Annotated in this window: 13 protein-coding genes; all 13 read right to left on the minus strand. The window is 33.0% G+C overall.

Going from position 1 to position 14010, the window contains the following annotated elements:
- Window positions 1–34: 34 nt before the first annotated feature.
- On the minus strand, window positions 35–3304 hold the full coding sequence (locus tag BED47_RS17520; protein WP_069034702.1) for a DNA translocase FtsK: 3270 nt from the start codon (window positions 3302–3304) through the stop codon (window positions 35–37).
- A 220-nt stretch (window positions 3305–3524) separates the two neighbouring features.
- Window positions 3525–4130, minus strand: coding sequence for a YtpR family tRNA-binding protein (ytpR, locus tag BED47_RS17525; protein ID WP_069034703.1), 606 nt, complete (start codon window positions 4128–4130; stop codon window positions 3525–3527).
- Window positions 4131–4144: 14 nt separating this feature from the next.
- On the minus strand, window positions 4145–4942 hold the full coding sequence (locus BED47_RS17530; RefSeq protein ID WP_286143805.1) for a DUF1444 family protein: 798 nt from the start codon (window positions 4940–4942) through the stop codon (window positions 4145–4147).
- Window positions 4943–4959: 17 nt separating this feature from the next.
- On the minus strand, window positions 4960–5277 hold the full coding sequence (locus tag BED47_RS17535; RefSeq protein ID WP_069034704.1) for a thioredoxin family protein: 318 nt from the start codon (window positions 5275–5277) through the stop codon (window positions 4960–4962).
- Window positions 5278–5346: 69 nt separating this feature from the next.
- Window positions 5347–5862, minus strand: a complete 516-nt coding sequence (locus BED47_RS17540; protein ID WP_069034705.1) for a DUF84 family protein — start codon at window positions 5860–5862, stop codon at window positions 5347–5349.
- A 182-nt stretch (window positions 5863–6044) separates the two neighbouring features.
- Window positions 6045–6917: a Cof-type HAD-IIB family hydrolase gene (locus tag BED47_RS17545; protein WP_069034706.1), complete on the minus strand. Its 873-nt coding sequence runs from the start codon at window positions 6915–6917 to the stop codon at window positions 6045–6047.
- A 162-nt stretch (window positions 6918–7079) separates the two neighbouring features.
- A complete protein-coding gene (locus tag BED47_RS17550; RefSeq protein ID WP_069034707.1) occupies window positions 7080–7865 on the minus strand; it encodes a DeoR/GlpR family DNA-binding transcription regulator in 786 nt (261 codons plus the stop codon).
- Between the two features lie 26 nt (window positions 7866–7891).
- Window positions 7892–8905, minus strand: coding sequence for an ABC transporter ATP-binding protein (locus tag BED47_RS17555; RefSeq protein ID WP_069034708.1), 1014 nt, complete (start codon window positions 8903–8905; stop codon window positions 7892–7894).
- A complete protein-coding gene (locus tag BED47_RS17560) occupies window positions 8902–9771 on the minus strand; it encodes an ABC transporter permease (RefSeq protein WP_069034709.1) in 870 nt (289 codons plus the stop codon). The genes BED47_RS17555 and BED47_RS17560 overlap by 4 nt, the downstream gene beginning before the upstream one ends.
- Window positions 9768–10622 carry an ABC transporter permease gene (locus tag BED47_RS17565; RefSeq protein WP_084006978.1) on the minus strand — a complete coding sequence of 285 codons (855 nt, stop codon included), beginning with the start codon at window positions 10620–10622 and terminating at the stop codon, window positions 9768–9770. The genes BED47_RS17560 and BED47_RS17565 overlap by 4 nt, the downstream gene beginning before the upstream one ends.
- A gap of 97 nt (window positions 10623–10719) precedes the next feature.
- Window positions 10720–11547: an alkaline phosphatase family protein gene (locus BED47_RS17570; RefSeq protein ID WP_069034711.1), complete on the minus strand. Its 828-nt coding sequence runs from the start codon at window positions 11545–11547 to the stop codon at window positions 10720–10722.
- Window positions 11537–12649 (minus strand): ABC transporter substrate-binding protein, encoded by a 1113-nt coding sequence (locus tag BED47_RS17575; protein ID WP_069034712.1) that lies wholly within the window; start codon window positions 12647–12649, stop codon window positions 11537–11539. Before BED47_RS17575 ends, BED47_RS17570 begins: the two co-directional genes overlap by 11 nt.
- 250 nt (window positions 12650–12899) lie before the next feature.
- The gene (locus tag BED47_RS17580) at window positions 12900–13970 is read right to left on the minus strand and encodes a M42 family metallopeptidase (protein WP_069034713.1); all 1071 of its coding nucleotides are present in this window, start codon (window positions 13968–13970) and stop codon (window positions 12900–12902) included.
- Window positions 13971–14010: the final 40 nt, after the last annotated feature.

Genomic DNA, 14010 nt, shown 5'->3' on the forward strand with positions numbered 1-14010 from the left:
TTCGTTACTTAATTTTTATCGAATTTTTAATTTATCACTCAGAACGAAACTCCTCTAATGATGTAATCAGTACATCACGAGGTTTACTTCCATTTTGATTCGATACGATCCCGTGATCAAACATTAGGTCAATTAATCTAGCTGCACGGTTGTATCCAATTCGAAAACGTCTTTGTAACATTGAAACAGAAGCACCTTTTTGATCAATGACAAACTCCACTGCTTCTTGAAAAAGTTCATCATCAACATCCTGTGCATCCGCTTTTGCTACAAGTTCCTCTTGATTAAATAAGTAATTCGGTTTTTGTTGGTCTTTAACAATCTCTACAACATGTTCGATTTCATCATCCGAAACATAAACGCCTTGTAATCGAATTGCTTGAGATTTTCCATTATCTAAGAATAACATATCTCCTCGTCCAAGTAACTTTTCAGCTCCGCCAATATCAATAATTGTTCTAGAATCTACTTGTGAAGAGACTGTAAACGCAATCCGTGTCGGTATGTTTGATTTAATAATACCGGTAATGACATCAACTGAAGGTCTTTGTGTTGCAACTAATAAATGGATTCCGCATGCTCTCGCTTTTTGAGCAATACGACAAATATAAGTTTCTACATCCCCAGGAGATACCATCATTAAATCCGCTAATTCATCAATAATAATGACTAAGTATGGTAACTCGTCATTATAAGCACCTTTTTTCTTCGCTAAATCATTGAATCGCTTAATATCTCTTGCCCCAGCATGAGCAAATAAATCATAACGTCGATCCATCTCATCACATGCCCACTTTAAAGCAGCAGTCGCGGCTCTAGCGTCAGTAATGACCGGCGAAATAAGATGTGGAATATGATTGTACGGTGCAAGCTCAACCATCTTAGGATCGATTAATATTAATTTCACTTCATGAGGTTTCGCTTTATATAAAATGCTAACTAAAATCGAATTAATACATACACTCTTACCAGATCCTGTTGCCCCAGCAATTAACCCGTGTGGCATTTTTGAAATATCTGCATAGACAGGATCTCCACCTATATCCAGTCCAAGAGCAACAGTTAAAGGTGACTCGCTTTGCAAAAATTTATCCTGGCTAACTAATTCTCTTAAGTAAACAGGCTTACTTTCTTTATTTGGTACTTCTATGCCTATTGCACTTCGACCAGGAATCGGAGCTTCAATTCGAATATCTCTAGCTGCTAAGCTTAATTTAATATCATCTTGTAAGTTCGTTATCTTATTTACTTTCACGCCAGGCTCGGGCTGTACTTCGAAACGAGTTACTGTTGGACCTTGGGTTGCGGCAATTACTCTAGCTCCTACATTAAAATTATGTAATGTTTCTTGTAGTAGTTGCTTTTGATCTTCAACCCAATCCCCATCATTAAATTGTTCAATTGGGGGTTCAACTAATAAATCTAATTCTGGTAATTCATAAAGTACTGGTGGTTGTTCATCTAAACTTTGAGGCTCATCAGTCTGAACAATCTCATTTTTAGTCTCTATCGTTATATCCGTTTCTGTTATACTTTCTACAGTTTCAAGAACTGGCTGATCTTGAATTCCTTCAGGAGGATTTTCATATGTGATTGCTTCGGCAATTATTTCACTTGGTTGAACTTTTTCTGAAGATAAAATTTCACTTTGTTCAGATAAACTAGCATTCTCGATCAACTGTTCATTTTGTTTTATCTCAACTTCTTCATTTACCTTTTCTACTGTTGCAGCAGATTCATTTTGTAATTCACGAAGTTGTCTCATTATATTTGCTTTTCTTGATGCCTCTACATCACTTCTAAGCATCATTACATTAAAAGGAAAATGACGTTTTTTCTGACGTTTCTCCATTGGTTTAGGTTCAGATTCCTCTTTATCGGCTTCAATTTCAGTCTGTTCATTAGAATTTGCAACAGAATTTTGATTAATTTCAGCGGATTCTTCTACTTTGGATTCTACCGTAGAACTTTCATGCTGTACTACTTCTTCTTTAATCTCTTCTATAACACCATCTAGCTCGACTGTTAATTCCGATTCTACTTCATACTCTTCATTATTTTGAACGAGTTCAATCCCTTTGTCTTCGTTTTCATCTAATTGAACCAAAGTCTCAGCTTTGTGCTCATTCGACTCATTTTTTTCAATGATATCTTCAACATTTAGTTTAATATGAGCATGGTCATCGTTTTCTTTTTCTTCTTTAATGGAGACAAGATCTAATCTATAAATATTTACTTCATGTTGTACTTCTTCACTCTCAACTTCATCTTCCGCTTTAATTTTTAGGGTTTCAAGCTGTACTTCTTCATCCATCACTTTAGCTTCTGCTTCAATTTGATGGATTTCAAACTTTTCTTCTTCATCTTTCTCCTCAGTTTCTGCTTCAATTTGGTGAGCCTCAAGCTGTACAACTTCATTCTTCTCTTCAGCTTCTACTTGAAGAGCTTTAGGTTTTAAATCTTCATTCTTCTCTTTAACTTCAATTTCATGAGTTTCAAATTGTACTTCTTCAACATTCAACGTATCTTCTACATTTTGATAATATTTAGCTTGTAGCTCTTCATTCTCAATTTGAATAGCTTCAGTTTGAAGTTTTTCATTTTCTACTAGATTTAATCCTTCAATTATTTCTTGATTTTGATTGCCGAAACTTCCAATTTCGAAAGAGTTGGTTTCAACTTTTTCAAGTACATTATTAATTTGAGAAGCTTCAACTCTCATTTCTTCATTTGTTGAAGAAAGGATAGAATCAGTAGCATTTTCTTCTTTTATTGGAGGCTTTTGATAACCATAAATTGGTGAAATATATTCACTAGGTCGAAATGGTGTTTTTCTTTTTGGACGAAATACAATATCGACCTTTTCTTCTTTTTCTACTTTTGCTGGTTCTTCTTCACTTTTTGTGACTTGATTTTTTTCAAGTCGACTAGATAAATTACTTTTATCAAAATGATTATTTTGAAAAGTATTTCTAACAAAATTAGTACTCTGATTATATGTAGGTTTATATTCTTTATTTAAATTGTTTGGTGACTTCTGCCAAATATCAGCATTTTTTTCTTGTTTAATAACTGGTTCTTCAATTTTTGTTTCCTTTATCGGCTTTGGTGATGGTAATTCTTCATCTAATTCAATTGGAAATCTAAATTTTGGACGCTCTTGTAAAGCGTTTCTCTTTTTTTCGATAGAGTGTGATTGATATACTTTCTCCTCAACAGGCTTTTCTTCAAACCCTTCTTCAAACTCTTCTTCAATCTCATTAAGGCTATTCGCCTTAAAAAGGCTTTTTAACCATTTTTTCATTTTTCTCACTCTCTCTATTTCTTTTCATACCTTTTATTTTAACATGTGACATAATGACAAAAAACACATTATTATTACAAATTGCGCTAGTTCAATCATATTTCGATATCAAATATATAATTTAATCAAATTAATATTAAAATAATAATTCTTTTATTGAAAAACAGAAAAAATACTAGACCAATTCATGGCCTAGTATTTATACGAAAATATATATTATTTAGTTAAAAAAAGCTTTTCCAACTTCAGCATCAGCTTCAAGAACTAAGATTCCTTTTTCTTGTGGAGCATCAGGTAAATCAAGTTCACGTGCAGAGCAAATCATACCAAATGAATCCACTCCACGTAAATTAGCATCCTTAATGACTAATCCTGATGGCATTACTGCACCAACTTTTGCAACAACTACCTTTTGTCCTTGTTCAACATTCGGAGCACCACAAACAATTTGTAATGTATCTGTTCCAACGTCAACTTTGCAAATATTTAATTTATCAGCATTTGGATGTTTTTCTTTTTCGATTACATATCCAATAACGAATTTAGGTGAAAGGTCTAATACTAAAGTATCTTCAAACCCTTCTTTTGCAAGTAATTCATTAACCGAATTAACAATATGTTCGGTAATCGTAACGATACCATTTTCTTGAACATCTACATAAGTAGATGCATCAAACACATTAATAGCAACTGTTTCATTCGTAACTGCACTATATACGCGTGCTATATTCCCTTTTCGTTCAACTTTACGATCTTCTGATGGAATTTGTTTTAATGTAATTAATAGCGTATCGCCGATTCCTTCTTTGTTATAAAAAATATTCACTTATTTCTTCCTCTCTATTGCTTCTTTTGTTTCCCTAAAATAAATACTGGCATTAGCTTCTCATTTTCGTAAGCAAATGACAATGATGTAATTGGTATTTTCCCACTTGCAAAGAAACTCATATTCATTTGCGCCATTATATCATAACCTATGTTATTTCGAATGTCAGCAAGGATTAGTACATCTCCATGAGGAATTCCTACTAATAATTCACCTTTTACTTTTGATTGAATTTCTTTTATAAAAGTACTGTTTAGTACTCTACTCGCATCGTATCCATCATTTGTACGTACAAAATAAAAAGTATTTTCTGCAACAATATCTTCTTTTACTTGAACAGGCATTTTTCTTAAATTAAATAAAGCAATAGAATGAAGTTGCTCTTTTGTATAACCTGACTTTACTAATAATCTTTCATCGATAAGTTGATACGTTTTTTCTGAATCAATAGCATAGTAAATTCTAGTTTCTGCAGTATGCTCATCAGTTACAAATAAATTTCCTTCTTCCTTTTCAGTCGGAAACGATGTAGCTCGAATAACTGGACGAATTTGTTCTTCAAGAAATACAGTTTCAGAGTGCATTGCAGAAAGTGCTTCTTTTATATAATAAATTAATTCGTTAAATGCCTCTTCACCTTCAGCCTCAAACTTTGCTACTGCACTATTTAAAGAGACACTCATCCCTTTATTACTTTCAATCCCTTCAATTCGAAGGTCTTCTTTTTCACGATCATAGATAAAACGCCAATCTTCATTTCCAAGGCGATTTTCTATCATTTTTTTTAAGTCTAGTGTTGTTTTTTTAGCCAATTGTTTTACCTACCTTATTAGCCTCTTAATCCTTCAAGAAACTCTTCTACTTGTTCTTTTGTTTTACGATCCTTATTTACATAACGACCAATTTCTTCACCATTATTAAACGCTACAAAGCTTGGTATGCCAAATATATCTAGATTTTGGCATAACTCAATAAATTGGTCACGATCTACATAATAAAAGGTAAAATCTTTATTTTCATCAATTATTTCTTGGAAGAACATATCTAAAAATCTGCAATCTGGACACCAATCTGCTGAAAATTGGAAAACCACTTTTTCTCCTTGTTTCGCTTGTTCGAATTGTTCAACTGATGTAATTTTTTCCATTCTTTTTCCCTCGCTTATTCGTTTTCTTTTATTTTATCTTATTTTTATCGATATGCAAAAAGGACGACCTCAATTGTTTTCTTCTTTTCGTTTCTTGAATTCATATTGTCCAAATAGTAATTCACAAATATGTTCAAAGATTTCTGTCCTAGTAATTCGACCATTTGTAAATACCCCTACTGCCCCTTCTTTACTTCGTATATCTTTTTCATTCGTATATTGTTCCATTAATACTGAAAGCTCAGTTCCATTTCTTAGCTCATTAATAAATTCGCTAGGTAATAAAATTTTTGCTCCGCTTGCTAGTATTACCTCATTTTCATACACAAGTGCTCCCCAGTTACAAAGAAAAAGCCGATCGTTTTCTATAATGACTCCACCTTCTAATCCAATACCGATTTCCGACTCACCTGCGATTCTAGCATTATATGCTCTATTTATAGCACCTTGCATAGTTTCTTGATCAGTCAAAGGTTGATTCGAAACATTTGATGGAACATTTAGTCCCTCAACTTTATACTGATTAAAAACTTTTTTAACAGCTCCTACTTTTGTGGGATTTAAAGAACCAATAATTATTTTCATTGTCTTAACTCCATTCACCGCTCTTATGCTTTTTAGTTAAATATAATTTTAATATACAATAAAAAAGACACTTTCAAAATGAAAGCATCTTTACAATCTATTGAATCATTCAATTATTACCTCATTTTGGGCAAACATTTTTCTGCTATGATAGCATAGAAACATAAAACCCCTTCCAATCTTTATCTTTTGGCTACAAAAGTATCAATATATCGATAAATAGCATGGGCAACGCCATTTTCATCATTATTTAGAGTAGAAGTTGTACAAATTGATTTAATATCTTCTTTTGCATTCCCCATTGCAACACTATATCCAACTTTTTCAAGCATCGAAATATCATTATTACTGTCGCCAATAGCCATGGACTGTTCTAAAGAGCCACTCATTAAAAAAACTAACTTTTCTAATGCTAATCCTTTTGATGCAGAGCGATTCGTAATCTCAATATTATGCTCCGCTGATGAAACAACCATCAAATCAATACGCTTATTAAATTGATTTCTAGCCTCTTCTAATTTTTTCATATCAAACGTACATACTAAAATATTATTAACTTCTTCATTTCGTTGTATGATTTCTTGACAATGATCAACTAATACATACCCAAACTGATCGAATTGTCTTTCCGCAACATTAACTAATTCTTTCATATCTTCATCTAACTCAACTCTTTTAAGGCTATTAATCTCATTTTGAAAAATTTCTCTTCTTTCTTTAAGAGCATAAATGCTTTTATCTGTAAAAACTTCAAAATAATAATTTCGTTCATCAAGCCACCTTAATATCTGTTCAACATTCGTTTTTGAGATTGTAATTGATGAGATACATTCTCCGTATTTTGAATGGATTGTTGCCCCATTTGTTCCGATCACATATGGCGATATCCTGAATCTTTCACAAATTTTTTTGGCATCAAAATGAGCTCGACCAGTTGAAATAACGATTTCAATTCCATTTTCCCCTGCAAATTTAATTGCATTAATATTTTCTTCACTAATTTCATTCTCATTATTTAATAGTGTTCCATCTAAATCTATTGCAATGAAACTCATTGATTATATCCCCTTTAATTTATTATGCTTTTCATCTAGTTTTATAGTGTTCAGTAATCGGTCATTACCAAAATGGCAAGCTTAAGAAGGACAATAACGATTCATTCATTATGTTATTGTCTACTTAACAAAAAAGAATTCAATGAATATAGTCCGTCTTTTTTAATTTGCTTGAATCCATTCGATTTCTTTTAATATTGAATGCTCTTTCCATTCTTCTGGAAATGAATGGTCACATACTATTGCATCAACCTTTTCAAGAGAACAAACTTTACAAAATGTATCTACACCAATTTTCGAGTAATCTGTTAATAAAATCACTTGCTTCGACACTTCCACCATTTTTCGAGAAACTAAAGTTTCATGGAAATGATAGTTGCTAACTCCATTTTGAGCTGAGACACCACCCGCTGAAATAAATGCCTTATCAACATTAAATTGACTTAGTAATTGTTCTGTTATACTCCCACTCATTGACTGTTGTTTTGGATCAACTATTCCACCTAGTAATAATATTTGTCCGGTAAACTTATTTTGATTTAATGATTCTGTTAACAGGGAAGATACCGGTAATGAATTAGTCAATATAGTAATGTCTTTTTTATTTTCAATACACTGAGCAAATTCAAGCATTGTTGTGCCTACATCAATCGCAATGACATCTCCATTGGAAATTTGGTCCATGGCCTTTTTACCAATTTTTACTTTTGCTTCCTGATTCACAGTCGTACGCTGCATAAAAGGAGGTTCCTCATTTTGGTATACTGTTTTAATTGCTCCACCATACACCTTTTTTAAAAGACCTTTTTCCTCTAATATCATTAAATCTCGACGAATGGTTTCTTCTGATACATTAAATTGTTCAACTAAATCGATAACTTTAACTTTTCCTTTTTTATTAAGTTCTTTTAAAATCTCGTTTTTTCTTTCCTCAGGTAAAACAGACATTTTAATCCTCCAGAAACTTTAAAAATTTATAAGATAACGCATTCTTTTTTAGGTACAATAATGTTCACATGTTCTCCTTGCTGGAACATTTCACCTCGGTGGTTAAGGTTGTCTACAAGAAATGCAGATTCTTCGGTTTCAACTTCGTACCTTAAGACATTACCAGTCATAGTAACATCTGAAATAATCCCCTTTATTCCCCAGTTTTGTTGTAAATCCATGCTGTCATTTCCTACAGCCACTAATTTTAATACTTCAGGTCGAATTGCTACATCATTTCCAATTAATTCATTACTACATACAAGTTTATGGAAAGCTTCCATCTTATAAACATTATAATTTCCGATGAATTTTGCTACGAATTTATTTACTGGTGTTGTATAGATCTCGGTAGGTGTACCTTCTTGTACTACATTTCCATTATTCATAACAAAAATTCGATCCGACATTGTCATTGCTTCTTCTTGGTCATGTGTAACAAAAATAGTCGTAATATTTAGTTCTTGCTGTATTCTTTTTAATTCCTTTTGTAAGCTTTTTCGAATTTTTGCATCTAATGCACTTAACGGTTCATCTAATAATAGTACTTTTGGTTCCATGACAAGCGCTCGAGCTAAAGCAACTCTTTGTTGTTGCCCTCCTGATAAGTGGTGAGGGTAAGATCCTTCTTTTCCTATTAAATCAACTATTTCTATCATCTTTTTTACTCTTACATGTATGTTTTTTGCTTTTTTCATTTTTAGACCATATGCAATATTTTCAAATACTGTCATATTTGGAAAAAGTGCATATGACTGAAATACCATACCTACCTCGCGTTGGCGCGGAGATAAATTAGTTATGTTCTTCCCATCTATTAATATATTTCCTATATCGACGTCTTCAAGTCCTGCAATAGAACGTAATAAAGTACTTTTCCCGCATCCACTTTGACCTAAAAGCGTTACGAATTCTCCTTTATTTAATGTTAATGAAATATTATTTAAGACGACTTGATTTTGATATTTTTTAGTCACTTGATCAATATTTACATAGCTCATTTAACTTCACCTTCTATTGCAGTATTTTTTATATAACCTTGTTTTTTAAAAATAGACCGCCTCTTATTTAACACGGCAGGATTTTTTTTAGTTTTAAACGTGAGTTTTAAGACTGTTCCAGTTAAAAGTAAAATCACCAAATAATAAGTAATAACTATGGCACTTGTTAAATGACCACTACTATTTAGTTTATCGGCAAGATAGATTTGAAGGGTTTCAAATCTTCCACCTACTAGTAAATTTGCAAATGCAAACTCACTAAATAAAAGAGCTACGGACAATAAACTTGATACTAATATTCCAGATATAATATTCGGAAGCACAACCGTTCTAAACGCTTGAAATTTAGTTGCACCAAGTAATTCAGCTGCATCTACAAGTTGAATGGCATTTATTGTTCTAAGACTATTACGAATACCTTGATACATAAAAGGTAGAATGGTTATAAAGTAAGCTCCAACTAGTATCCATGGAGTACCAGCAATTTGAAATGGTCCATTAGAATAAAGCTTAATTAGCCCAACTGCTCCTACAATAGGTGGGATACCATACGGAAGCATCGCAATTGCTTGGAGAATTCCTTCAAATTTATTAAAATATACAGTTATAATAAAGATTGTTGGAATCATGATTGAAACACTTAAAGTGACAGTTATGATAATTAAAAATAATGTTCGTTGAAAGGCCTCAAAAAATCGTCCATCTTGAAATAATTCAATATACCAATTTAATGTATAGCTCTCAGGTAAGATTGAATGATCCCATTTAGTTGCAATTGAAAATAAAAATGTACCGACTATTGGAATTAATAAATAGATTACAAGTAATCCAACTATTACTTTAAAAAATGTTGTTTGTAATTTCATCGTAAATCCCTCCTAATGCGGCGCATCATTCTTTCATTAATCCACATCGCTCCAATCATGGTCGTTGCTAAAAGGACTCCTAGTGCGCTACCTAATTGTGGTTTTAATGTAACGTCACTTGAGACTAACGAGGCTATTTGTAATGACAATAAATTATAATTGCTACCAACTAATGCGTAGGCTGTTGCATAAGCACCCATAGCGTTAGCAAATAAAATACTAAATGTGCCTACTATACTTGGTAATAGTACTGGAATTCCAATTCTTAGCCAAAATGATATTGTTGATCCTCCTAATAATGCAGAAGCTTCCTTCCATTGTTGCTTTATTCCTTGAAAAGAAGGGTATATCAACAAAATCGCTAATGGAATCTGAAAATAAATATAAACAAGGATCAGTCCGGTCCAAGAATATAAATTAAAATCCGCAAATATATTCCAACCGAGTTTTGCAAAAAGCAAAGTAAATAATCCATTGTTTCCAAGTAAAATAATATATGAGAAAGAAAGAGGGATTCCTTCAAAATTTGAAGTCACATTAGCAATCATTAATAGACGATTTTGTATTTTACGTGAAAACTTTGTAAAGGAATAAGCTGTGACAACAGCTATTAGGATCGAAATCACTGCCGAAATAATTGAAATAACTATACTATTTTTGATAGCTTGTAAGTAAAACTTACTTTTAAATATAGTTATATATTGATTCATAGTTAGATGGATTCCGTCATCTGCGTAAAAACTATTCTTAAACATTGCCATCATTGGCCCTAATTCAAATCCTATTACAAACAATACAAATGGCAATAAAAGAGCTAGTAAGTAAATCTTATGATTTTTTATTTTTTGCAAAGCTTCTCGCTCCCTAAATTCTTTATACATTAGAGAATTGGTAAAATTTTCACTAAACCAATTCCCCTTCCATAAAAATCTTCATATCATTAAAACGTCAATTAATTTCTTTATATCCAGGTAACTGATATGAAATCATCTTATTTGATGGCTCTATTTTTAAGAGCTTACAAACAAGTGGAGCAAAAGCCAACTGAGGGATTACTTCGTTATAAACACCAGGCTCAACTTTTGGACTGATGATAAACAGTGGTACATCTCGTTCCCCCGGTGTTATTCCTCCATGATTACCAGTTTCGCTCATCCCATGATCAGAAGTAATTAAAATGTGATAACCTTCTGACATCCAAATTGGAAGTAGTTGAGCTAACAAACTGCCTACTTTTAAAATTTGTTCACGATATTCTTTCGATTCTGAACCAAATAGTTCTCCTTTAACATCTACACCTAAAGGGTGAATGTATATAAAGTGTGGATCATATTTTCTACGTAAAGCTTCTGCATCCATAAACACGTGACTGTCTGGATAGTCATCATCCCAATAGAATTTTCCGTATTGAATCGCTTTAGAAAGATCATCTTGTTCTCGATCTTCAATAAAATTAAATGGTGCTCGATTATATAGCTCGCTTACCCAGTAATACGAAACCGCTCCATTTCTTAAACCATTTTCCTTTGTAAGATGAAAGATACTTTTTTCATTCGATAAACGAACTGCTTGATTAGATGTAATTCCATTTACAGATGAAGGTGTTCCAGTTAATAACACCTCATATAATGGGCGAGAAAGACTCGGAAGCTCCGATTTCATCTTGTATAGTGCTGCTTGATTTAATTCCACTAAATGCTGAACATATCCAAGCGCTTCGCATGCTTTGTCATATCTCATTCCATCAACAACGATAGCTATAACTTTATTTGACATTTACTAACACCTCTTCTTGCCATTTTTGAGGTAAAGTTTTTGCAGTTTCTTCCCAAGCCTTAAAATCTCTAATTGGCTTTGCATTTTTGTATTCCTCTTTTGGAACCATCTTTTCAGCTACATCCTTTGGAAGTTCAACATTACGAATTGGTCGAGCAAATCCTTTTGCTAAGTTTATTTGTCCTTCATCGCTTAGAATATATTCCCTTGTAGCCATAGCAGCATAAGGATGTTTAGCATATTTATTGATAATAGTTGAGTATCCACTAACAACAGATCCATCACTTGGGATAGATACATCAAATTGACTACGCTTAATTGCTTCAGCATAACCAAGCGCATTAAAGTCCCAAACAAGTGCTACTTCAACCTCTCCTTTTTCGATATTTGCTGGTTTAGCATCTGTTAAGCTTAATCTCCCTTGCTTAGCAAGCTTTTTAAAAAAGGCGATCCCTGGTTGGATATTTTTTTCATCTCCACCGTATGCAATAGCAGCAGCAAGTACGGCCATTTGGTTTTGTGTACCACGTTGAACATCTCCAACTGTTACTTTATAATTTCCCTTTAAAATATCGTCCCAAGATTTAGGAGGTGTTTTTACTAGTTCTTTATTTGTCAGAAAAGAAATAGTTCCTTGGTATCCGACTACCCAGTCACCATTGTCATCCTTTGCCCAATCAGGAATCTCGTTCCAGTAAGATGTTTTGTATGGAATAGTTAACTTCTTTTGTTCAGCGATTGGACCAAAAGACATTCCAACATCCCCAATGTCAGCAGTAGCATTCTCTTTTTCAGATTCCATTTTTGCAATCTCTTCCGCACTAGACAAATCTGTGTCAGTGTGTTTCAAATTATAATTTTTATTAACTTCATTCCAAGTTTCAACCCAGTTAGCCCATGAATCTGGCATACCTACACTATTTATTTCACCTTCTTTTTTTGCTTTTGTTTGAATTTCTTCAAGTGTTAATGAATTTGGATTTAATACAGATTCACTTTTCGTTTCTACGGCTTTTCCGCATGCTGTTAGTCCTAGAACTGTCATACCCAAAACGACAACCTGCACTGCCTTGTAACTTTTCTTTTTAAATTCAGTTTTCATTTTAGATCTCCTCACATTAATGTGGTTTGTTTAATGTTTGTTACTGGTTATTACGGTTTTATCATAAAACAACATCGTAAAACCCACATTAACTGTATGTTAAGAATTTATTAATAACATTAATTGAAAGTAGAGTTAAGGTTCTAGGTAATAGATAAGAAAAGATGTGAAGTGTAGGGATTTGGGAAGGCAAGGTAAGGATTTTCAATAAAAAAAGAAGCCTCTTTTTAAGGCTTCTTTTTTTACTTTCTTAATAATTACGTAATGTTTCAACTGTTGTTTTATCAGTCGCTTTAACTAGCTTAACAAGTAATTCCTTTGCAGCTAAATAATCATCAACATGAATAATCGATGCCGCAGTGTGAATATAACGTGAGCAGATACCAATTACAGCAGATGGTACGCCATCGTTTGAAACATGTACTCGTCCAGCATCTGTTCCACCTTGTGAAACAAAATATTGGTATGGAATTTTATTCGTTTCTGCAGTATCTAAAATAAATTCACGGATTCCTTTATGAGTAACCATTGTTCGGTCTAAAATTCGTAATAAAACACCTTTACCTAATTGACCAAACTCGGATTTTGAGCCTGACATATCATTAGCTGGGCTTGCATCTAATGCGTAAAAGATATCAGGTTTAATCATATTTGCAGCTGTTTGTGCCCCTCTTAGTCCAACTTCTTCTTGAACAGTAGCACCTGAATATAAAATATTTGGTAATGTTTCGTTTTGAACTTCTTTTAATAATTCAATAGCAAGTCCACAACCGTAACGATTATCCCATGCTTTTGCCATAATTTTTTTCTCATTAGCCATAGGAGTGAACGGACATACTGGTACAATTTGTTGACCAGGACGAACGCCAATATTTAGTGCATCTTCTTTGTTATCTGCACCAATATCGATTAGCATATTTTTCATATCCATTGGTCTAGCTCTTAACTCATCGCTTAATAAATGCGGTGGAATTGAACCAATCACACCAATAACTGGTCCTTGATCTGTCATTACTTGAACTCTTTGAGCAAGCAATACTTGATTCCACCAGCCACCTAGTGGTTGAAATCGTAACATCCCATTTTCTGTAATTTGAGTAACCATGAAACCAACTTCATCCATATGACCTGCCACCATTACAGTAGGTCCATCTTCAGCTCCACGTTTCACTCCAAAAATACTTCCTAAACGATCTTGCACAATCTCATTTGTATATTTTTCAAGTTCTTTTCTCATGAAGTGACGCACTTCATGCTCAAATCCTGGTGCACCTTGTAATTCTGTTAAAAATTTAAAAAGCTGTAGAGTGTCTTGATTCATAATTAAAGTTCCTCTCTGTACAAAACATATCTTCTTTTTT

It is taken from the genome of Gottfriedia luciferensis (assembly GCF_001712755.1).
Classification (GTDB): domain Bacteria; phylum Bacillota; class Bacilli; order Bacillales; family Bacillaceae_G; genus Gottfriedia; species Gottfriedia luciferensis_B.